This window comes from Pseudolysinimonas sp., from assembly GCF_044239695.1.
Lineage (GTDB): Bacteria > Actinomycetota > Actinomycetes > Actinomycetales > Microbacteriaceae > Pseudolysinimonas_A.
Map to the genome: position 1 here is coordinate 1 of NZ_JBIIAW010000058.1, position 19,867 is coordinate 19,867.

At 69.6% G+C, this 19,867-nt stretch carries 22 protein-coding genes; 11 read left to right on the top strand and 11 right to left on the bottom strand.

The genetic code is table 11. The features are described 5' to 3' along the window. Positions 1-193: 193 nt before the first annotated feature. Both ACILQS_RS10065 and ACILQS_RS10070 read right to left on the bottom strand, forming a co-directional pair. Complete coding sequence (locus tag ACILQS_RS10065; protein ID WP_395639988.1) at positions 194-1,747, bottom strand: APC family permease; 1,554 nt, start codon at positions 1,745-1,747, stop codon at positions 194-196. A 9-nt stretch (positions 1,748-1,756) separates the two neighbouring features. Continuing rightward, a complete protein-coding gene (locus ACILQS_RS10070; protein WP_395639989.1) occupies positions 1,757-2,566 on the bottom strand; it encodes a TrmH family RNA methyltransferase in 810 nt (269 codons plus the stop codon). Between the two features lie 67 nt (positions 2,567-2,633). Here ACILQS_RS10070 and ACILQS_RS10075 point away from each other — a divergent pair, with 67 nt between their 5' ends. Next, positions 2,634-3,485, top strand: coding sequence for a Sir2 family NAD-dependent protein deacetylase (locus ACILQS_RS10075; protein WP_395639990.1), 852 nt, complete (start codon positions 2,634-2,636; stop codon positions 3,483-3,485). A 12-nt stretch (positions 3,486-3,497) separates the two neighbouring features. Then, positions 3,498-4,133, top strand: a complete 636-nt coding sequence (locus ACILQS_RS10080) for a histidine phosphatase family protein (RefSeq protein WP_395639991.1) — start codon at positions 3,498-3,500, stop codon at positions 4,131-4,133. Between the two features lie 23 nt (positions 4,134-4,156). Here ACILQS_RS10080 and ACILQS_RS10085 read toward each other — a convergent pair whose 3' ends face one another. After that, positions 4,157-5,248: a glycosyltransferase family 4 protein gene (locus ACILQS_RS10085; RefSeq protein ID WP_395639992.1), complete on the bottom strand. Its 1,092-nt coding sequence runs from the start codon at positions 5,246-5,248 to the stop codon at positions 4,157-4,159. Continuing rightward, on the bottom strand, positions 5,245-6,084 hold the full coding sequence (locus ACILQS_RS10090; RefSeq protein WP_395639993.1) for an alpha/beta fold hydrolase: 840 nt from the start codon (positions 6,082-6,084) through the stop codon (positions 5,245-5,247). Before ACILQS_RS10090 ends, ACILQS_RS10085 begins: the two co-directional genes overlap by 4 nt. Positions 6,085-6,122: 38 nt before the next feature. Here ACILQS_RS10090 and treS point away from each other — a divergent pair, with 38 nt between their 5' ends. Both treS and ACILQS_RS10100 read left to right on the top strand, forming a co-directional pair. Beyond that, entirely contained in the window at positions 6,123-7,832 is a 1,710-nt protein-coding gene (treS, locus tag ACILQS_RS10095; RefSeq protein WP_395639994.1) for a maltose alpha-D-glucosyltransferase, read from the top strand. Between the two features lie 38 nt (positions 7,833-7,870). Continuing rightward, positions 7,871-9,001, top strand: a complete 1,131-nt coding sequence (locus tag ACILQS_RS10100) for an NUDIX domain-containing protein (RefSeq protein WP_395639995.1) — start codon at positions 7,871-7,873, stop codon at positions 8,999-9,001. Between the two features lie 84 nt (positions 9,002-9,085). On the opposite strand, the gene ACILQS_RS10105 is transcribed toward ACILQS_RS10100, so the two are convergent. The 3 genes from ACILQS_RS10105 to glgA all read right to left on the bottom strand — a co-directional run bounded on the left by ACILQS_RS10105 (position 9,086) and on the right by glgA (position 11,415). Continuing rightward, on the bottom strand, positions 9,086-9,340 hold the full coding sequence (locus ACILQS_RS10105; protein ID WP_395639996.1) for a type B 50S ribosomal protein L31: 255 nt from the start codon (positions 9,338-9,340) through the stop codon (positions 9,086-9,088). Between the two features lie 71 nt (positions 9,341-9,411). Further along, a complete protein-coding gene (locus ACILQS_RS10110; protein ID WP_395639997.1) occupies positions 9,412-10,194 on the bottom strand; it encodes an ABC transporter ATP-binding protein in 783 nt (260 codons plus the stop codon). Between the two features lie 12 nt (positions 10,195-10,206). Then, positions 10,207-11,415: a glycogen synthase gene (glgA, locus tag ACILQS_RS10115; RefSeq protein WP_395639998.1), complete on the bottom strand. Its 1,209-nt coding sequence runs from the start codon at positions 11,413-11,415 to the stop codon at positions 10,207-10,209. Positions 11,416-11,463: 48 nt separating this feature from the next. Between glgA and ACILQS_RS10120 the strand changes: the two genes are divergently transcribed. After that, the gene (locus tag ACILQS_RS10120) at positions 11,464-12,705 is read left to right on the top strand and encodes a glucose-1-phosphate adenylyltransferase (RefSeq protein ID WP_395639999.1); all 1,242 of its coding nucleotides are present in this window, start codon (positions 11,464-11,466) and stop codon (positions 12,703-12,705) included. A 29-nt stretch (positions 12,706-12,734) separates the two neighbouring features. Next, the gene (gene serB, locus ACILQS_RS10125) at positions 12,735-13,376 is read left to right on the top strand and encodes a phosphoserine phosphatase SerB (RefSeq protein ID WP_395640000.1); all 642 of its coding nucleotides are present in this window, start codon (positions 12,735-12,737) and stop codon (positions 13,374-13,376) included. On the opposite strand, the gene fabG is transcribed toward serB, so the two are convergent. Next, on the bottom strand, positions 13,373-14,080 hold the full coding sequence (gene fabG / locus ACILQS_RS10130; RefSeq protein ID WP_395640001.1) for a 3-oxoacyl-ACP reductase FabG: 708 nt from the start codon (positions 14,078-14,080) through the stop codon (positions 13,373-13,375). The genes serB and fabG overlap by 4 nt on opposite strands. A gap of 48 nt (positions 14,081-14,128) precedes the next feature. Between fabG and ACILQS_RS10135 the strand changes: the two genes are divergently transcribed. The 3 genes from ACILQS_RS10135 to ACILQS_RS10145 are packed head-to-tail and all read left to right on the top strand — an operon-like array spanning position 14,129 to position 15,452. Further along, on the top strand, positions 14,129-14,401 hold the full coding sequence (locus ACILQS_RS10135; protein ID WP_395640002.1) for a DUF3099 domain-containing protein: 273 nt from the start codon (positions 14,129-14,131) through the stop codon (positions 14,399-14,401). Next, complete coding sequence (locus ACILQS_RS10140) at positions 14,398-14,667, top strand: hypothetical protein (protein WP_395640003.1); 270 nt, start codon at positions 14,398-14,400, stop codon at positions 14,665-14,667. The genes ACILQS_RS10135 and ACILQS_RS10140 overlap by 4 nt, the downstream gene beginning before the upstream one ends. Further along, on the top strand, positions 14,664-15,452 hold the full coding sequence (locus ACILQS_RS10145; protein WP_395640004.1) for an SURF1 family protein: 789 nt from the start codon (positions 14,664-14,666) through the stop codon (positions 15,450-15,452). Before ACILQS_RS10140 ends, ACILQS_RS10145 begins: the two co-directional genes overlap by 4 nt. 30 nt (positions 15,453-15,482) lie before the next feature. Here the strand turns inward: ACILQS_RS10145 and ACILQS_RS10150 are convergent, their stop codons facing one another. After that, on the bottom strand, positions 15,483-17,081 hold the full coding sequence (locus ACILQS_RS10150) for an ABC-F family ATP-binding cassette domain-containing protein (protein ID WP_395640005.1): 1,599 nt from the start codon (positions 17,079-17,081) through the stop codon (positions 15,483-15,485). A gap of 129 nt (positions 17,082-17,210) precedes the next feature. Between ACILQS_RS10150 and ACILQS_RS10155 the strand changes: the two genes are divergently transcribed. Next, positions 17,211-17,822 carry a biotin transporter BioY gene (locus tag ACILQS_RS10155; protein WP_395640006.1) on the top strand — a complete coding sequence of 204 codons (612 nt, stop codon included), beginning with the start codon at positions 17,211-17,213 and terminating at the stop codon, positions 17,820-17,822. Positions 17,823-17,873: 51 nt separating this feature from the next. Next, positions 17,874-18,698, top strand: a complete 825-nt coding sequence (locus tag ACILQS_RS10160) for a response regulator transcription factor (protein WP_395640007.1) — start codon at positions 17,874-17,876, stop codon at positions 18,696-18,698. Positions 18,699-18,714: 16 nt separating this feature from the next. On the opposite strand, the gene ACILQS_RS10165 is transcribed toward ACILQS_RS10160, so the two are convergent. Continuing rightward, entirely contained in the window at positions 18,715-19,080 is a 366-nt protein-coding gene (locus ACILQS_RS10165; RefSeq protein WP_395640008.1) for a hypothetical protein, read from the bottom strand. A gap of 114 nt (positions 19,081-19,194) precedes the next feature. Continuing rightward, positions 19,195-19,867, bottom strand: a 673-nt coding sequence (locus ACILQS_RS10170; RefSeq protein WP_395640009.1) for a GGDEF domain-containing protein, incomplete at its 5' end; no start/stop codon positions are given.

The window sequence follows — 19,867 nt, forward strand, 5'->3', positions numbered from 1 at the left end:
GTCGGCGTCGGTTCCTCGGGCGCCGTGACCGTGACGGTCGCGGCGCCGACCGGCGCGAACAGCGTCAGCGGCAGATAGACGAGCGTGCCGAGCGCGACGAGGATGCCGGCGCCGACCGCGATCCGCCGACGACGATAGATCTGGCGTCGGGAGAGCGGTCGACTCGATGGCACTCGTCGACCCTAAACGGTCCTCAGCCGCGACCGCCGTCGACGCTGCGGATCACCAGGTGGTCGTCCTCCGGCACGAGCACCTCCGTGTCGCGGTTGAGGCTCTCGCCCCGGAAGAACGGCCGCGACTCCCGGAACAGCGACCACACGATCACGAGCACGACTCCCAGGAGCAGCGACCCGACCCCGATCACGAAGACGCCACCCACCCCGAAGAGCACGGTGTAGCCGTAGTCCGGGTCGAGCATGTCGATCGCGCTCTTCACGAACGCGGCGGTGAGCAGCAGGGCGCCGAGCAGCGGGAACAGGAACTTGAAGAAGAAGCTGTGCGCGTTCACGAACAGTTCCTTCCGGAAGTACCAGACGCACGCGAACCCTGTCAGTCCGTAGTAGAACGCGATCGCCAGCCCGAGGCTGTAGATCGAGTCGGCGAGGAAGTTCTCGCTGATCAACGTCATGCCCACATAGAAGACCGTCGCGACGATGCCCATCACGAGCGTCGAGAACCCCGGTGTGCGGTATCGCGGGTGCACGCGGCCGAAACGGCTCGGGAGGGCCTTGTAGACGGCCATCGACAGCGTCCCGCGGGCCGTCGGCAGGATCGTGGTCTGGGTCGAGGAGATCGCCGAGATCATGACGGCGAGCACCAGCAGCCACGCCCAGGGTCCGAAGAGCGCGTCCTTGACGGTGTAGAAGATGTCGTCGGACTCGCTGAGGCCGTCGACGCCGGCGTACGCGATCGCGGCGACCGTGACGGCGACATAGGTGACCATGAGCACGACCGTCGAGATGAGGGCGGCGCGCCCCGGGATGCGCTTGGGGTCCTTCGTCTCCTCGTTGAGCGCGAGGCAGGTGTCCCACCCCCAGTAGATGAACAGCGCGAGCAGGATGGCCGCCGTGAAGCCGTCGAACGACTCGAAGCCGAACGGGTTGAACCAGGCGCCCTCGACCGGAACCGCATCCGGGGCCGTGCCGTTCGCGATCGCGACGATCACGAACACCACGAACAGCACGAGCGCCAGGTACTGAACGCCGAGCAGCACGTTCTGCAACTTCTCCCCGATCTCCACGCCGCGGTACGACACGTAGACCATCGCGGCGATGAAGACGACGCCGGTGAGGGTCACGACCCAGAGCTGGCCGGAGAACGCGCCCGGGTTGCCGAAGATCCCCTCGACCAGGTACCAGAAGTACAGCCCGGCGATCTGGGCGAGGTTGGCGAGCACGATGATCCCGGCGACCGCGACGCCCCAGCCGCCGAGCCAGCCGACCCAGGGCCCGAACGCCTTGGTCGCCCAGGTGAAGGTCGTGCCGCAGTCCGGGACCGCGCGATTGAGTTCGCGATAGGCGAAGGCGATGAAGAACATCGGGATGAAGGCGAGGATGAAGGCGATGGGTGCCTGCGCCCCGACCTCGGCGATCACGAAGCCCAGCGTCGCCACGAGGGAGTAGACCGGAGCTGTCGAGGCGAGGCCCATGATCGTGGAGCCCAAGAGCCCGAGCTGGCCCTTCGCCAGTCCTTGGCCGGAAGGGGTGGGTCCCGTGCCGGAACCCTGCGTCGCCGTCGTCGCCGTCATGGCCCGACTTTAGTGGCCGAGCGACCTCAGCGACCAGAGCGCGACGGCGGCCGCCGCCGCGACGTTGAGCGAATCGACGCCGTGGTCCATCGGGATCGTGACGATGGTGTCGGCGGCGGCCAGCGCATCCCGGCTCAGCCCGTCGCCTTCGGTGCCCAGCACGAGAGCGACCCGGTCGGGCGCGCTCCGGGCGTAGTCGGCGAGATCGACGGCGGAGTCGGCGAGGGCGAGAGCCGCGATCTCGAATCCGGCGGCGTGCAACTCGGGCGCCGCTTCCTCCCACTCCCCCAGCCGCGTCCACGGCACCTGGAGGGCGGCTCCCATGCTCACCCGCACCGAACGTCGGTAGAGCGGGTCGGCGCAGCGCGGGGTGACGAGAACGGCGTCCGCTCCCATCCCGGCGACCGCGCGGAAGATCGCGCCCACGTTGGTGTGGTCGACGATGTCCTCGAGCACGACGACCCGCCGGGCGTCGCGCAGCAGGTCGGCGACAGCCGGCAGCGCCGGGCGGTGCATCGACGCGAGCGCGCCGCGGTGCATGACGAACCCGGTGACCGCCTCCAGCACGTCGGAGGAGCCGACGTAGACGGGCACGTCCCAGGGGTCGAAGAGCGGCGCGATCTCGGGCAGCCACTTCTCCAGGACGAGCACGGATCGAGGGCGATGGCCGGCGGCGAAGGCTCGCGCGATCACTTTCACCGACTCCGCGAGGTAGAGGCCTTCGGCGGGTTCGCGCAGCCGACGACGGACGACGTCCGTGAGTTCGGTGTAGTCGCGGAGGGCAGGATCGGTGGGGTCGCTGACTCGGATGAGGTGCATGGCGGAAACATTCTCGCAACCTTCGCGTTCTAGCCTCGGTACGAGGGCCGACGGGAAGGAGCGCGCGATGTCGATTCCGACGCTGACGCCGCTCGACCCGGCGCTCGAGTCGCTCGTCGATCAGGCGGAGCGGCTGCTCGCCGGTCGCCGGATCGCGGTCCTCACCGGAGCGGGGCTGAGCACCGACTCCGGCATCCCCGATTACCGGGGGCAGGGCGCGCCGGTGCGCACGCCGATGACCTTCCAGACCTTCCTCGCCGACACCCGCGCCCGGCAGCGGTATTGGGCGGGCAGTCACCTCGGCTGGCGATACTTTGCGGACGCCGAGCCCAACGCCGGCCACCGCGCGCTCGCCGCGTTGGAACTCGCGGACGTCGTGAACGGCGTCATCACCCAGAACGTCGACGGGCTGCACCTACGGGCCGGTTCCCGACACGTCGTCGACGTGCACGGCTCGAACGACCGGGTGCGCTGCCTCTCCTGCGGCCAGTTCTTCTCCCGCGAGGACATCGCCTCCCGGATGACCGTCGAGAATCCCTGGCTCGGCGAACCCGAACTGCTGAAGCTCAACCCCGACGGCGACGTGGACATCGACGCGGTCGACGAGATGATCGTGCCGGACTGCTCGGTGTGCGGGGGCATGCTCAAGCCCGACGTCGTCTTCTTCGGCGAGTTCGTCCCGGCGACGAAGTTCATGCAGGGCGCCGCGATCATCCGTTCGGCGGAGGCGCTCGTCGTCGCCGGTTCCTCGCTGGTCGTCAACTCCGGCATCCGTCTGCTGGAACAGGCGGTCAAACGCCGTCTCCCGATCGTGATCGTGAACCGCGGGAGCACCAAGGGTGACACCCGCGCGACCCTGAAGATCGATGCGGGCACCTCGGAGGTGCTCGTGGCGCTGAGGGAGCGGCTCGCCTCGTAAGCTCGGGAGGCGATGACCGATCTGTACCTCGTCCGTCACGGCGAGACCGACTGGAACCGCGCACGGCGCATCCAGGGGCTCACCGACATCCCGCTCAACGACACCGGGCGCGAGCAGGCCCGGCTGACGGGAGCGTTGCTGACCCGACGCCCGATCGCGCGGGTGGTCGCCAGCCCGCTCATCCGTGCTCGGGAGACGGCCGAGATCATCGCCCGCGAGCTCGGCCTTCCCGCGCCGGAGCTCCGCGACGCCCTCGTCGAACGCAATTACGGCGAGGCCGAGGGGCTGAGCTTCCACGAGGTCGACCTTCGCTTCCCGCGAGAGGCGGAGGTCCCGGGGCGCGAGACGCGCGACGAGGTCGCGGACCGGGTCGTGCCCGCTCTCCAGTCGCTCGCGGCCGAGTATCCCGGCGAGGCGCTCGTCGTGGTGAGCCACGGCGGGGCGATCCGCGCCGCGCTGCTCGCCGCAGAGCCCGACGGCGGCTTCGGACCGATCACCAATGGATCGGTGCACAGCTTCCACGTCGACGGCTCCGACCTCCGGCTCGTCGCGTTCGACGACCCGATCGAACTCGCGGCGATCGACCCGCGCGCCGGCGATCTCGACGTGCAGAACGCCGTCGAGGCACGCGAGCCGTCCGCCCGCTGAACCCGAGTCTGACGCGGCCTGCCCTAGCGGGTGGCGTCCTCCGGCCGGGCCTTCGAGGCCACGCGGCGGAGCACCTCGTAGAGCACATCGGCCGACGCATCCCAGTCGAAGAGTCGCGCCTGCTCGCGGGCCGCGGCCGACCGTCTCGTCCACTCGGCCGCCACATCGAGCCGTCGCACCGCGGCGGCGAACGCGGCGGAGTCATGCGGGTCGGCGTAGATCCCGGCCTGACCGCCGATCTCCCGGAAGATCGGGATGTCGCTCACGACGATCGGCGTTCCGACGCTCATCGCCTCGACGAGCGGGATGCCGAATCCCTCGTCGAGCGACGCGTGCACGAGAGCGTGAGCCCCGTCGAGCAGCTGCGCGTACTCGGCATCCGTCACGCCGTCGTGGAACTCGAGCGTCCCGTCCGGCGCGAGGGCCTCGAGCCGTGCGCGCTCGTCCGCCGGGACCCGGCTGAGCAGGTGCAGCCGGTAGCCCGGGAGGTCGGTCATGGCGCGGGCGAGGGTGTCGACGTTCTTGTAGGGCATGAACGATCCCATGTAGACGAGATCGCGACCCTTCCCGGCCTTGCGGGCGGGTGGGTCGGTCGTCAGCGGGTCGGCGGCGTTCCGCACGACGGTGACCGGCCGCAACGTGAGCCGGTGCTCGGCGATGAGCGCCTTCGTCGTCTCCGAGACGGTCACGACCTCGTCGGGCTTGTTGAGGGCGCGCCGCTGCGGGCCGTAGCTGAGGTGGTACAGCCACCACCCCATGCGGATGTACCAGGGCAGGTTGCGCGGCGGCGTGCGATGGCGGTGATAGATGAGGTCGTGGAGGGTGAGCACGAGACCGTAGCGGCGGCCTGCCGAGCCCATCGTCTGGAGGGGACTGAAGACCGCGTCCGGATTCAGCGGGTTGATCTGGCGGGCGACCCAGGGTTCCCGCAAGCTCGTCTCGGACGAGATCAGATGCCACGGCAGGTCGGGCAGCAGGGCGAGTTGGGATCGATCGCTGATCAGCATCTCGACGGGCATGCGCCGCGAGAGCGCCTCGACGAGCCGCGCCGAGTAGCGGCTGATGCCGTCGTGGTGGCCGGAGCGCACGACGTAGCGGCAGTCGAAGAGGATCACAGGTCGCCCACGAAGGCCCGCACGGCGTGGGCGGCGGCCTCCGGCGTCTCGTAGTGCACGAGATGACCGACGCCGGGGATGACGTCGAGCCGAGCATCCGGGAACGTCTCCAGCAACGCGAACTGACCGGCGAGCGGGGCCACCTCGTCGCGCTCCCCCGCGATCAACAGAACGGGCTGCTCGATCCGGTCGGCGACGGCGGCGACGGTGGTCGACAGCGACGCGTCGAATCCCTCGACGATGCTCGTGCGCGAGCCGAACGCCGAGAAGTAGGCGTGGTGCTGACCGTGGATGAACCGCCGCGTCGCCCGATCGCGGGTCTTCGCCAGCTTCGCGCTCATCCCGCGCACGACGAGCCAGTTGCTCAGCCAGGCGCGCGCGGCGCGCTCCGGCAGATGACGGGCGACCGCGTAGTAGAAGCGGGTGGCCCCGATGCCGGCGACCTTCGACGGGTCGTCGGCGATGGGGTTGATCAGGATGACGGCTTGCGCCGGCAGCCCCCCGGCGACCGCGTGCGCGACCACGATCGAGCCGAAGGAGTGTCCGAGGAGAAGGTCTCCGGTCAGCCCGAGTTCGGCGAGGAACGCGCGCAGCCAGAGTCCGTAGCCCTCGATCGAGTGCGGTTGCTCGGTCATCGGCGTCGACTCCCCGAACCCGGGGAGGTCGGGGGAGATCACGTGGAAGTCGTCGAGCAGGTTGACGACCGGTTCGAGCCCGTGATGATCGCCGCGGTAGCCGTGCACGACGACGAGGGTCGGACCGGTGGCCGGCGTGCCGTACTCCCAGTAGCGGGTGCGGCTGCCGAGCAGCTGGAGGTCGTGCGTGACGGCGTTCATACGCCTGCAAGTCTAGGGATGCTCCCTAGACTCGATCGGTGACTTTCACCGCTCCGATCACCTTGCCCGGCCTCGCTCTGGACCCGCAGTGGTACCGTCGCTCCGTCTTCTACGAGGTGATGGTGCGGTCGTTCGTCGACTCCAACGGCGACGGCTCCGGCGATCTGGGCGGTCTCATCTCGAAGCTGGACTACCTCCAGTGGCTCGGCGTCGACGCCCTCTGGATCCCGCCGATCTTCAACTCCCCGCTCCGCGACGGCGGCTACGACGTCGCCGACTACACCTCGATCCTCCCCGAGTTCGGCACGATCGAGGAGTTCCGCGAGCTGATCACCAAGGCGCACGAGCGCAACATGCGCATCGTCATCGATCTCCCGCTCAACCACACCTCGGACGCGCACGAGTGGTTCCAGCAGTCCCGGTCCGACCCCGACGGTCCGTACGGCGACTTCTACGTCTGGAGCGACACCGACGACAAGTACGGCAATGTGCGCATCATCTTCACCGACTACGAGGACAGCAACTGGGCGTTCGACCCGGTCCGTCGGCAGTTCTTCTTCCACCGCTTCTTCTCGCACCAGCCCGATCTCAACTACGAGAACCCGGCCGTGCACGCGGCGGTGTTCGACGTCATCCGCTTCTGGATGGACCTGGGTGTCGACGGCTTCCGGCTCGACGCGATCCCGTACCTCTACGAATCGGAGGAGGGCAACGGCGAGGGCGAGCCGGCGACGCACGAGTTCATCCGAAGCGTGCGCCGGATGATGGACACCGAGTACCCCGGGCGGGTCATGATCGCCGAGGCCAACCAGTGGCCGAAGGAGGTCGTCGAGTTCATGGGCACGACCGAGGCGCCCGAGTGCCACATGGCGTTCGACTTCCCCGTCATGCCGCGCATCTTCTACGCGCTGCGTTCGCAGTCGGCGACCGAGCTCACGCGGGTGCTGGCCGAGACGACCGAGACGCCGGAGGGGGCCGGCTGGGGCGTCTTCCTGCGCAACCACGACGAGCTCACCCTCGAGATGGTGTCGGAGGAGTACCGGCAGGCGATGTACGGGTGGTATGCCTACGACCCGAGGATGCGGGTCAACGTGGGCATCCGCCGCCGCCTGGCCCCGCTGCTCGACAACGCCCGCCAGGAGCTCGAGCTCGCGCATGCCCTGCTCTTCTCGCTGTCCGGGTCGCCGTTCCTGTACTACGGCGACGAGATCGGGATGGGTGACAACATCTGGTTGCCCGACCGGGACGCGTCGCGCACGCCGATGCAGTGGACGCCCGACCGCAACGCCGGCTTCTCGACCGCCGACCCGGGGAAGCTCTACCTGCCGGTCGTGCAGTCGCTCGTCTACAACTACGCACTCGTCAACGTCGAGTCGCAGCTCGCGCAGTCGCGGTCACTTCTGCACTGGGTGCGCAACGTCATCCACGTCCGGAAGGCGCATCCCGCGTTCGCGCTCGGGTCGCTGCGCGTGCTCGCTTCGGATCACGAGTCGGTGATCGCCTTCGTGCGCGACTACGAGGGATCGGGGACGGCGCACGGCGAACGCCCCGAGCAGGTGCTGTGCGTCTTCTCGTTCGCCCATAACCCGGTGTCGGTCACGATCGATTTCGAGGGCTGGTACGGAGCCCCGTTGCGCGACCTGTTCGGCGGCAGCGACTTCCCGGCCGTCGGCGACGACGGACGCCTCACCCTCACCCTGGGAACGCAGTCGTTCTACTGGCTCCAGATCGGCGACGCGACCCGGTGATGTGCGCGAAGCCGGTCAGGTCGTCGTAACCTGAGCCGATGGGGACGTGGAATGGCCGCCTGGGGGTCGTCGAGTTCGCGACGGCGGGCACCGATCTGGACACCGCGCGCATCGTCGCGGCGCGGATCGCGATCCTCGAGGACGACGGGGCGGAGCTCGCGCGCTGGGACTGGGGGTCCGATCGCGCCGAGGCCGTCGTGGGCGAAGTGGTCCAGACGCTGCGCGTCCTGATGGCCGTCGGCATCCCGATCGCGACGTTCGACGCCGCCGCCGGGCTCACCGTGCTCGATCGCGAATGCCGTCGCCGGCAGATCACGCCCTGGGACGTCTTCGCTCCCGTGCTCGACCCGCTGCTGCTCGACGAGATTCTCGACCCGGCCTTCGACGGCCGCCGCAGCCTCAACGCGATGGCCGAGCGCTACGGGGTCGCCCCCGGATCCCTCGCCGCAGGACGCATCGTGCGCGAGATGCTCGCTCGCGACGGCCTCGACGGCTCCCCCGCACACCTGCACGACCGTCAGCGGCGCCTCGACGACGAATGGCCGGTGGCACCGCTCGACGACATCCGGCTCATCGAGGACACCCAGCCGATCCCGGCTCCCGCCCCGCGGCCGAGCGGCACCGTCCCAGTGCTGGACTTCACCGACAGCATCCCGGTGCAGCTGGAGATCGAAGCGCCGGAGGAGCCTGTCGAACCGATCGTGGAGGAGGTCGTCGAGGGTGACGTCGAGGGTGACGTCGAGCGCCCGCCGGCTTCGCGCCGCATTCACGTCGCGGCCGCGATCGTCACCGACACCGCAGGGCGGGCCGTCGTCGTGCGCAAACGCGGCACGACGGGTTACATGCAGCCGGGTGGCAAGATCGAGCGCGGCGAGAGCGCCCTCTCCGCGCTCATCCGCGAGCTGCGGGAGGAGTTGGGACTCGAGGTGGATGTCGACGCCACCGAGTTCCTCGGCTCCTACGAGGCGGCGGCGCTCAACGAGCCAGGCCGCACCGTGCGGGCCGAGGTGTTCGCCCTCGTCACCGACTCCGAGCTGCATCCCGCCGCCGAGATCGACGCGTTGCACTGGCTGGAGTCTCCGACCGACGTCGAGTCGGTCGAGCTCGCGCCGCTGACCCTCGACGTCATGCTGCCCCTCTGGGCCGCACGGCGGCCCGCGCTCTTCTGAGCCGTCAGGCGGGCGCGCCGGTGCGCGAACGCGAAACGCCCCGCACCTCGAAGCGAGGGCGGGGCGTTGTCGGGAGTCGGCGGACTACTTCTTCTCGCCGAAGCCCTTGAAGCGCTGGTTGAACTTCTCGACGCGGCCGGCGCTGTCCATGATGCGCTGCTTGCCGGTGTAGAACGGGTGCGACTCCGAGGAGATCTCGACCTCGATGACCGGGTAGGTCTCGCCGTCGAGGTCGATCGTCTTGTCGCTCGTCACGGTCGAGCGGGTGAGGAACGTGGCGCCGCTCGCGAGGTCGCGGAACACGACCGGCGCGTACTCGGGGTGGATCTCGGACTTCATGGCGCTACCTCGGTAAGAGAAGAAGGGAATAGGACGGCCGAACGGCCAAGGGTCGACTTTACCAGACCCAGCTAGCTGGCGCGAGCAGCGAATCGACCGTTCGCCGACGTGAGTTCGATCGGCAGGCCGAACGTGGTCGTGAGGTTCGACGCCGTAAGGACCTCGGCCAGCGGACCTGCCGCTGTCACTCCCCCGCCCGTGAGAAGCAGCACGTGGGTGAAGCCCGGCGGGATCTCTTCGACGTGGTGGGTGACCATCACCATCGCCGGCGACGACGGGTTGCTCGCGAAGCCGCCGAGCAGCTGCAGCAGCTCCTCGCGCGCGCCGAGATCGAGACTGGCGGCCGGTTCGTCGAGCAGCAGGATCTCGGGGTCGGTCATGACCGCCCGCGCGATCTGCACGCGCTTCTGTTCGCCGTCGCTCAGGGTGCCGAATCGACGATCCTCGAAGGCACCGAGCTTCCACTCGGCGAGCACGCGCCGGGCTCGGCTGACGTCGACGTCCTCGTAGACCTCGTTCCAGCGTCCGGTGACCGCGTAGGCGGCGGTGAGCACGACATCCAGGACCGACTCGTCGCCCGGGATGCGCTTCGCCATCGCGGAGGAGGCCAGACCGATGCGCGGCTTGAGCTCGGCGGTGTCGGTCTTCCCCAGCCGCTCCCCGAGCAGCGTGGCCGTTCCCGAGGTCGGATGCATCGCCGCCGCGGCGACCTGCAGCAGCGTGGTCTTGCCGGCGCCATTCGGACCGAGGATGACCCAGCGTTGGTCGGACTCCACCGCCCAGTCGACCTGGCCGAGGATGCGGGTGCCCCCTCGTGTGACGGAAACCTTCGAGAGTTCGAGCACCGGGGACATGGTGCTTCCAGCCTACTTCGCCCCGGACGTGAGTTCCGCGTAGATGGCCCGGGTGCGCTCGGCGATCGAGCCCCAACTGAACTCCGCTTCGGCGCGCTGCCGCCCGGCGATGCCCATCAGCCGCGCGGCCGCGGGGTCGGACACGACGGAGGTGAGGGCGGCGGCCAGGTCGGCGACGAACTGCTCCGGATCGACCGGCGTCCCGGTGCCGTCGTCGACCTGCTGGATCGGAACCAGGCGACCGGTGACTCCGTCGGCGACGACCTCGGGGATGCCCCCGGTCGCGGTGCCGACGACCGGGAGCCCGCAGGCCATCGCCTCGAGGTTGACGATGCCGAGCGGCTCGTAGACCGAGGGACAGACGAACGTCGTCGCGGCGGAGAGCAGGGCGGCCAGCTCGGGTTGGGTGAGCAGCCGGTCGATCCAGATCACGCCCGACCGCTCCGCCTGCAAGGCGGCGACCCCCGCCTGCACCTCGGCGAGGATCTCGGGGGTGTCCGGGGCTCCCGCGCAGAGGATGAGTTGCACTTCCGGCGGCAGGCGGCGCGCCGCGGCGAGCAGGTAAGGCAGGCCCTTCTGCCGGGTGATCCGGCCGACGAAGATGACGCTCGGCCGGGTCGCGTCGACCCCGAAGCCGGCCACGATCTCCGGCTCGTCGACGGGGAACCAGCGCTCGAGGTCGATGCCGTTGTGCACGACGCGTACGCGCGCCGGGTCGATCGCGGGGTAACTGCGCAGGATGTCGGCGCGCATCCCGTGGCTCACCGCGATGACGGCATCCGCCGCTTCGAACGCCGTGCGCTCGATCTCGCTCGAGATGCGGTATCCGCCGCCGAGCTGCTCGGCCTTCCACGGCCGCAGCGGCTCGAGGCTGTGGGCGGTGACGACGTGCGGGATGCCGTGCAGCAGCTTCGCGAGATGTCCGGCGCCATTGGCGTACCAGGTGTGCGAGTGCACCAGATCGGCGCCGCCCACGTCCTGAGCGATCTGCAGGTCGACGCCGAGCGTGGCGAGCGCCGGATTCGCGGTCGTGAGCTGTGGCGGCACCAGATACGCGTGCACGTCGGCGGCGTCGCGCGGCATCCCGAAGCAGCGCACGACGACCTCGGTCGCCTCGCCCTCCGTCGGTCGGCGAAGGGCCGCGACCAACTCCGCGACGTGCACGCCGGCACCCCCGTAGACCTCCGGCGGGTACTCCCGGCTTACCACGTCGATTCGCATTCTGTGAACGCTACAACACGGCCCCGGGTGCGGCCCTACTGTTGACCCATGGCAGCGAAGAAGGTGTTCGGGATCGTCCTCGCCGGTGGCGAAGGCAAGCGGTTGATGCCGTTGACGGCCGACCGTGCCAAGCCGGCTGTGCCATTCGGCGGCGGGTATCGGCTCATCGACTTCGCGCTCTCCAACCTCGTCAACTCGGGTCTGCGGCAGGTCGTCGTGCTGACGCAGTACAAGTCGCATTCGCTGGACCGCCACGTGTCGCAGACCTGGCGACTCTCGGGGCTGCTCGGGTCGTACATCGCCTCCGTGCCGGCGCAGCAGCGGCTCGGCAAGCGCTGGTTCTCCGGATCGGCCGACGCGATCCTGCAGAGCCTCAACCTCCTCCGCGACGAGAAGCCCGACATCGTCGTCGTCGTCGGCGCCGACCACGTCTACCGCATGGACTTCGACCAGATGGTCGACGCCCACATCGCGTCGGGTCAGGGTGTCACGGTCGCCGCCATCCGGCAGCCGATCTCGCTCGCCGATCAGTTCGGCGTCATCGAACTCGACCCGAAGGACCCGCACCGCATCGCGGCCTTCAGGGAGAAGCCGAAGGATGCCGTCGGTCTCGCCGACTCGCCCGACGAGATCCTCGCCTCGATGGGCAACTACGTCTTCGACGCCGACGTGCTCATCGACGCCGTGCAGCGCGACGGGGATCGGGCCGACTCCAACCACGACATGGGCGGCGACATCGTGCCCGACTTCGTGGCGCGCGGGCAGGCGGCCGTCTACGACCTCCAGCGCAATCAGGTGCCCGGCTCGACCGACCGCGACCGCTACTACTGGCGGGATGTCGGAACGATCGACTCGTTCTTCGATGCCCACCAGGACCTCATCTCGGCCCTCCCGGTCTTCAACCTCTACAACCGCGACTGGCCGATCTTCAGCCAGCAGCTCAATTCTCCGCCGGCGAAGTTCGTGCGCGACGGGCAGAACGCCGTCGGCACCGCCATCGACTCGATCGTCTCGCTCGGCTGCGTCGTCTCCGGCGGGCACCTCGAACGGAGCGTGCTCGGACCCTGGGTGACCGTCGAGTCCGGGGCGAAGGTCGTCGACTCCGTCGTCTTCGAGCGCGTCCGCATCGAGGATCGGGCGACCGTGCAGCGCGCTATCCTCGACAAGGACGTCGTCATCGAGTCCGGGGCCACCGTCGGTGTCGACCACGACGCGGACCGGCGCCGCGGCTTCACCGTCACCGACTCGGGCATCACCGTCGTCGGCAAGGGCATCGTCGTCTCCCCGTAGCTCCGACAGCAGAAGGGCCTCCGCGCCGCATGGCCCGCTTCCTCGTCGTCCTCGACGTCGACTCCACGCTCATCGAGAACGAGGTCATCGAGTTGCTCGCCGACGAGGCGGGGTCGGGCGAGCAGGTCGCCGAGATCACCTTCCGCGCGATGAACGGCGAGCTCGACTTCGAGCAGAGTCTGCGCGAACGGGTGGCGACCCTCGCCGGCCTGCCGGACGCCGTGATCGAGACCGTGCGTTCGCGCGTCACCGTGACCAGGGGCGTGCCCGAGCTGATCGCGGGAGTTCACGCCGCCGCCGGTCGGGTCGCCGTCGTCTCCGGGGGCTTCCACGAGATCATCGACCCCCTCGCTCGAGAGCTCGGTCTCGACCACTGGCGGGCCAACCGCCTCGCCATCGCCGACGGTCGCCTCACCGGCGAGGTCATCCCGCCGGTGATCGACGCCGCCGCGAAAGCCGACGCGTTGCGCGCGTGGGCGGCCGACGCCGGCATCCCGATGTCTCAGACGGTCGCGGTCGGCGACGGCGCCAACGATCTGCCGATGATGGCGATCTGCGGGCTCGCGGTCGGCTTCGACGCGAAGGCGCCGGTGCGCGACCTCGCCCACGTTCTGCTCGACGAGCGCGACCTGAGCATGCTGCTGCCGGTGCTGGGTCTCCCCCGCGCCTAGTGACCCATCCCGAGGCCGCCGTCGACCGGGATGACGGCTCCGGAGATGTAGGCCGCGTCGTCGCTCGCGACCCACGCCACGACCTTCGCGACCTCGTCGGGGGTGGCGAACCGGCCCGCCGGGATCGACTTCTTGTAGGCCGCCTGGGTCTCGTCGGAGAGTTCCGCCGTCATGTCGGTCTCGATGAAGCCCGGCGCCACGACATTGGCGGTGATCCCGCGGCTGCCGAGTTCTCGCGTGATCGAGCGGGCCATTCCGACGAGGCCGGCCTTCGACGACGAATAGTTGACCTGCCCGGGCCCGCCGAAGAGGCCGACGACGCTGGAGATCAGCACGATGCGCCCGAAGCGCGCCTTCATCATGCCCTTCGTCGCGCGCTTCACGACCCGGAACGATCCTCCGAGGTTGGTGTCGACGACGGTGTCGAAGTCGTCCTCGGTCATCATCATGAGCAGCTTGTCGCGGGTGATCCCGGCGTTCGCCACGACGACCTCCACCGGGCCGAGCGCCGCTTCGATCTCGCTGAACGCGGCGTCGACGGCGGCGGTGTCGGTGACGTCGGCACGCACCGTGAGGGTGCCCTCTGGCCCCTCGCCGCTGCGGGCGGTGACGGCCACCCGGTGGCCCTGGGCGACGAACTCCGCGGCGATGGCGTGGCCGATGCCACGGTTGCCGCCGGTGACGAGGACGGTACGTGCAGTCATCCGGCCAGCCTAGCCAGCCGAGCGCGCGTACCCTGAAGGGGAGACCCCATGCGCAACCCACCCGCCGCCGCCCTTACCGAGCTCCCCCCGTCACCGGAGGAGGAGCAGGGCGCTCGCATGCGTCGCTATGCCATCACGATGGGCATCCGGATGGTCTGCGTGCTCGCCTGCCTGTTCGTGCAGGGCTGGTGGCTGCTGATCCCCGCCCTCGGGGCGGTCTTCCTTCCGTACGTCGCCGTGGTGTTCGCGAACGCGGTCTCGACGAAGGGTCGGCGCACGGTCGAGCGTCCGGGCGCGATCGAGCCCCGGGACCTCCCGTGATCGGACTCGATGCCGCGCTGCCGGCGGGCACCGTGCAGTGCTCGGCGGCCGGATGCTCGGCGGTGGGCGTGTGGCGGGTCAACTGGCGCAACCCCCGCATCCACCCCGCCGACCGGGTGAAGATCTGGCTCGCCTGCGAGACCCACCGCGACACCCTCGCCGACTACCTCGGCACCCGCGGGTTCCCCGTCGTCGTCTCGGCGCTCGACTCCCCGGTCGCGGTCGTCCCCGATCCGAGCAGCTCCGACGCGGTGGCCACGCGGTGAACTGGCTGCGGCGGTGGGGCGGATATCTCGCCCTGGTGGTCGTCTTCGCGATCGCCTGCGGTTTCCTCTCCTGGTGGCAGTGGTCGCGCCGCGCCGACGCGGTCGCCGAGATCGAGAAGATCGAGACCAACTACGACGCCGCCCCCGTCGCGCTCGACGACCTCGTGCCTGCCTTGGCCGCGGACGTCGACGCCGCGGAGTGGCATCCGGTGGCCATCACGGGCGAGTACCTCCTGGAGGAGCAACTGCTGGTGCGCAACCGCCCCCGCAACTCGGAGCCGGGATTCGAGGTGCTCGTGCCACTGAGGCTGGCGGACGGGACGGTCTTCGTCGTCGACCGTGGCTGGGTGCCGGCCGGGTCGACGCCGGATGCCCCGGAGTCGGTTCCCGCCGCCCCGGAGGGCGAGGTGACGGTGACGGTGCGGCTCAAGCCCGGCGAACCGGAGATCCCCGGGCGCGGCGCCCCCGACGGGCAGCTGGCGACCGTGCGGTTGCCCGACGTGGCGGATCTCGTCGACGCCCCGACCTACACCGGGATGTACGGCCTGCTGATCGCCGAGGATCCGGTCGCCGCCGAGCGTCCGCTCGCCGCACTGCGACCGGTCGAAGACGAGGGACCGCACCTGTCGTATGCGCTCCAGTGGATCGCCTTCGGCATCCTGGCGTTCGTCGGACTCGTCTGGGCGGTGCGCCGGGAGCGCAAGATCGCCGCCGGTGAGGTGATCGTGGTACGCCGAGAGCGCGACGCCGAGATCGAGGACGCCCTCATCGACGCCCAGCGCTAGCCACGCCGGCGCGGGGCGCTCGAGCGCGAGTTACGCCAGCGCGATGAGGTCGGCGTACCCGGGGTTCCAGTGGTCCTCGACCCCGTCGGGCAGAATCAGGACGCGTTCCGGGTTGAGCGCTTCGACGGCGCCTTCGTCGTGCGAGACGAGTACGACGGCTCCCGTGTAGCCGGCCAGGGCGCCGAGGATCTCTTCGCGGCTCGCCGGATCGAGGTTGTTCGTCGGCTCATCGAGCAGCAGCACGTTGGCGCCGGACACGACGATCATCGCGAGCGCGAGGCGGGTCTTCTCGCCGCCGGAGAGCACCCCGGCAAGCTTGTCGCCGTCGTCCCCGGTGAAGAGGAACGAGCCGAGCACCCGACGGGCCTCGGTGGCCGTCAGGTTGGGAGCTCCGGTCAGCATGTTCTCGAGCACCGAGCGCTTGACGTCGATCGTCTCGTGCTCCTGGGCGTAGTACCCGATGCGCAGTCCGTGGCCGGGCTCGATCTGCCCGGTGTCGGGCTTGTCGACCCCCGCGAGCATCCGCAGCAGCGTCGTCTTGCCGGCACCGTTGAGGCCGAGGATGACGACCTTCGATCCGCGGTCGATCGCCAGATCGACGGCCGTGAAGATCTCGAGCGACCCGTAGCTCTTCGAGAGGTTGTGCGCCTGCAGAGGCGTCTTGCCGCAGGCCACCGGATCGGGGAAGCGCAGCTTCGCCACCCGGTCGGCGACGCGCACCTCGTCGAGTCCGGCGAGCATCTTCTCCGCGCGCGCGACCATCTGGTGGGCGGCGGCGGCCTTCGAGGCCTTCGCCCCGAAGCGCGCGGCTTGCAGTTGCAGGGTGCTCGCCTTCTTCTCGACGTTGACACGCTCCTTCTTGCGGCGCTCCTCGTCGGCTTCGCGCTGGCGGAGGTAGTGCTTCCAGCCCATGTTGTAGAGGTCGATGACCTGACGGTTGGCATCGAGGTAGAAGACGCGGTTGACGGTCTCTTCGACCAGGTCGACGTCGTGGCTGATCACGATGACGCCGCCCGAATACTGCTTGAGGAACTCGCGCAGCCAGACGACCGAGTCGGCGTCGAGGTGGTTCGTCGGCTCATCGAGGATCATCGTCTCGGCGCCGGAGAAGAGGATGCGCGCGAGTTCGATCCGTCGGCGCTGACCGCCGGAGAGGGTCTTCAACTGCTGGTCGAGGATGCGGTCGGGCAGCGCGAGGTTGGACGCGATGGACGCCGCCTCCGCCTCGGCCGCGTACCCGCCGAGGGCGAGGAAGCGATCTTCGAGGCGGCTGTAGCGGTCCATCGCGGCGGCGCTGACCTGCTCGTCGGGGCTCGCCATCTCCTCGGTCGCCGTGCGGAGGTCGAGCACGAGCCGGCCGAGGCCGCGAGCATCCAGGATGCGGGTGCGCGCGGTGTCCTCCGGATCTCCGGTGCGCGGGTCCTGCGGCAGGTAGCCGATCTCGCCGGTGCGGGTGATCGTTCCGCCGCTCGGCTGGCTCTCCCCTGCGAGCGTCTTGGTGAGGGTCGTCTTCCCGGCGCCGTTACGGCCGACGAGGCCGATCTTGTCGCCCTTCTCGACGCGGAAGGTCACGTCCTCCATGAGCAGACGCGCGCCGACGCGGATCTGGAGATCGTGCACGGCGAGCACAGTTCTGCCCTTCGGATTCGGGAGGTGTGAGATGGCGGCGCGAGTGCACCAGCCCGCTAGTCTAACCGGAGCGCCGCCTGAGCCATTCCGAATGAGGCTCTGCCATCACGACCGAAGAGGATTCCACCCATGTCCGCCGTCGCCTCCCCCGCTCCCCGTCTCGTGCTCGCCGACCGCGTGCTGGGCCGCAGTCTCCCGCTCGACGTCGTCCTGGTCGTGTCGGGCGCCGCGCTGACGGCGCTGCTCGCCCAAGTTGCGGTGCCGCTCTACCCGGTGCCGATCACCGGACAGACCCTCGCGGTCCTCCTCGTCGGCGCGACCCTGGGCGCGGCGCGCGGCGCGCTGGCGCTCACCCTCTACGCGGTGCTCGGCATCGTCGGACTCCCGGTCTTCAGCGACTACGCGGGTGGGGCCGCGGTCATCCTCGGTCCGACCGGCGGGTACATCATCGGTTTCATCGCCTCCGCCGCGCTGGTCGGCTGGCTGTCCGAGCGGGCGTGGGAACGTCAGATCCTCAAGGCGCTCGCGACATTCGCCGCCGGAACCCTCGTGGTCTTCGCGGTCGGCCTGCCCTGGCTCGCGATCGCACTCGGGCTCGACCTCGGCCAGACCCTGCAGGGCGGACTGTTCCCGTTCCTGATCGGCGGCGCGATCAAGGCCCTCATCGCCGCGGGGCTGCTGCCGCTCGCCTGGTGGGGAGCCGGTCGCCTCGAGAAGCGTCGCGCGTCCGACGTCGCCTGACCGCGCGGCGTTCCGCCCCCATCCGCCTCTCTCGGCCTACGATTCAGAACCATGGAGCCTCTTCGTCGCGCCGTCGTCATCGAGGATGACGACGACATCCGCCACCTTCTCGAGACGGTCCTGAACCAGGCGGGCTTCGAGGTGACCGCCCGATCCAACGGGTACGACGGGATCGAGGCCGTTCGCGCGGTGGTTCCGACCGTCGTGACGCTCGACGTCAACATGCCGGGCATCGACGGGTTCGAGACGGCGAAACGCATCCGTACGTTCTCCGACGCCTACATCGTCATGCTGACGGCGCTCGGCGAGGAGATCGACACCCTCCAGGGGCTCGAGGCGGGGGCTGACGACTACGTCACCAAGCCGTTCCGGCCGCGGGAGTTGCGGGCGCGCATCGAGGCGATGCTGCGGCGTCCGCGCGCGGCCGCCCCGGTGGCTCCGGCGACCTCGGACTTCGCCGGGAGGCCGCCTGCGGCACCCGCCTATACCGCGGTCTCCCCCGGCGCTGCGCCCGCGTCCACGCCCCCCGCTGCCGCCGGTGAGCGGCTCGAGCACCTGGGTCTCGTCGTCGATCTGGGGACGAGGGTCGCCATCGCGGACGGTCAGGAGATTCCGCTGACGCGGAGCGAGTTCGATCTGCTCGCCGCGCTCCTGCAGTCGGGCCGCCGCGTCCGCACCAAGGCCGATCTGGCGATCCTCCTCCGCAACGAGAGCTACGTGACGAGCAACTTCGTCTCCGATGCCGACAAGCGCGGAATCGAGGTCCACATGGGCAACCTGCGCAAGAAGATCGGCGAGAACTCGCTCACCCCGCGGTGGATCGAGACGGTCCGCGGCGTGGGCTATCGCATGACGGGCGTCGACGGCGCGATCTGACGCCGATTCACGGCGCTCAGGCCACGGCGCGCATTCCCGCGGTCGCGATCCGCAGTTCGTCGCAGACGGCGATGCCGATGCGCGCGAGCCGATCGGCGCCACGCGCCGGGACCGTCCCGAGCTGACGGGACTCCGAATAGAGCGACTTCGCCGCGGTGCTGAGACCGTCGGCGCCGATCATGGCGCTCGAGGTGGCCAGGCTCAGGAGCGCCGCGAGCGCATCGTCGATGACCGGACGATCGACCGCCACAGCGACGCGCGCCTGACGCTGTTCCCAGCCGCGGATGTAGTCGTCGATGAACCGCAGGCACGCGGACGCGTCGTCGGCGAGCTCGCGCGTCAGCCCGGAGATCCGGCTGACGTCGATGTGCTCGTAGCTCATGCGTCCGTCCTGGGTGTCGTGCGAGAGGCATCCTCCCTCTCGGTGTGCGGTAAGTCTCCTGGCCGAAAGGCCCGAAGGGATGAAGGTCATCCTCAGTTTCCGGTCAGATTTTGCTCAAGTCTCCTGCCGTTCGTTCTCACCCCACTGGGCGGCGGCGTCCGCCGCGGCGAGGGACGCGGCGTCGGCGGCGGCGGCGAGGAGGTCGGCATACCGGGCGCCACTGGTGCGGGTCGTCGCGATGCCGCAGAAGATCGACGCCCGGAAGCGGTCCTGGTCGTCGATCGGAGCCGCGAGGACCGACTCCCCGATCCGCGCCGCAATCGCCTCGACGGAGTCGTTCGTCGGCAGCTCGAGCAGGAGCGCGAAGCGGCGCGGTGAGAGATGTCCGACGAGCGAGGCGGTCGAGGTATGGGTGAGAGCGATCCGCCCGGTGGCCCGGATCGCGGCGTCGCCGGCCGCGCGCCCGAACGCGATGTTGATCGCCTGGAGGTCGGCGACTTCGACCAGCAGGAGTACGAGCGTCGTGCGTTCGCGGATAGAGCGCAGCAGCCAGGTCTCGCCGAGTTCCCGGAACGCGGAGGCGCTCAGGATTCCGTCCAGGCGGAATCGGGTTCCGACCTCGGCGTCGTCCTCCCCGAGCTTGGAGAAGCGGTCGCTCTGCACCGAGGCCAACATGAGCGTGCCGATCACAGCGAAGCAGATCTCCACGAGCGTCGAGACGGCGGTGCCGAAGTAGTTCTCGAAGATGTCGCTCCCCGGCTGTGCGGTCACGAACGCGACCGCACGA

Bases quoted from the DNA above. Each gene is read 5' to 3' on its own strand.
- ACILQS_RS10110 (WP_395639997.1), bottom strand. From the start codon at position 10,194: ATGTCCCCGGTGCTCGAACTCTCGAAGGTTTCCGTCACACGAGGGGGC.
- glgA (WP_395639998.1), bottom strand. From the start codon at position 11,415: ATGCGAATCGACGTGGTAAGCCGGGAGTACCCGCCGGAGGTCTACGGG.
- ACILQS_RS10090 (WP_395639993.1), bottom strand. From the start codon at position 6,084: ATGAACGCCGTCACGCACGACCTCCAGCTGCTCGGCAGCCGCACCCGC.
- ACILQS_RS10080 (WP_395639991.1), top strand. From the start codon at position 3,498: ATGACCGATCTGTACCTCGTCCGTCACGGCGAGACCGACTGGAACCGC.
- ACILQS_RS10160 (WP_395640007.1), top strand. From the start codon at position 17,874: ATGGAGCCTCTTCGTCGCGCCGTCGTCATCGAGGATGACGACGACATC.
- serB (WP_395640000.1), top strand. From the start codon at position 12,735: ATGGCCCGCTTCCTCGTCGTCCTCGACGTCGACTCCACGCTCATCGAG.
- ACILQS_RS10100 (WP_395639995.1), top strand. From the start codon at position 7,871: ATGGGGACGTGGAATGGCCGCCTGGGGGTCGTCGAGTTCGCGACGGCG.
- fabG (WP_395640001.1), bottom strand. From the start codon at position 14,080: ATGACTGCACGTACCGTCCTCGTCACCGGCGGCAACCGTGGCATCGGC.
- ACILQS_RS10120 (WP_395639999.1), top strand. From the start codon at position 11,464: ATGGCAGCGAAGAAGGTGTTCGGGATCGTCCTCGCCGGTGGCGAAGGC.
- ACILQS_RS10105 (WP_395639996.1), bottom strand. From the start codon at position 9,340: ATGAAGTCCGAGATCCACCCCGAGTACGCGCCGGTCGTGTTCCGCGAC.
- ACILQS_RS10075 (WP_395639990.1), top strand. From the start codon at position 2,634: ATGTCGATTCCGACGCTGACGCCGCTCGACCCGGCGCTCGAGTCGCTC.
- ACILQS_RS10135 (WP_395640002.1), top strand. From the start codon at position 14,129: ATGCGCAACCCACCCGCCGCCGCCCTTACCGAGCTCCCCCCGTCACCG.
- ACILQS_RS10155 (WP_395640006.1), top strand. From the start codon at position 17,211: ATGTCCGCCGTCGCCTCCCCCGCTCCCCGTCTCGTGCTCGCCGACCGC.
- ACILQS_RS10065 (WP_395639988.1), bottom strand. From the start codon at position 1,747: ATGACGGCGACGACGGCGACGCAGGGTTCCGGCACGGGACCCACCCCT.
- ACILQS_RS10165 (WP_395640008.1), bottom strand. From the start codon at position 19,080: ATGAGCTACGAGCACATCGACGTCAGCCGGATCTCCGGGCTGACGCGC.
- ACILQS_RS10070 (WP_395639989.1), bottom strand. From the start codon at position 2,566: ATGCACCTCATCCGAGTCAGCGACCCCACCGATCCTGCCCTCCGCGAC.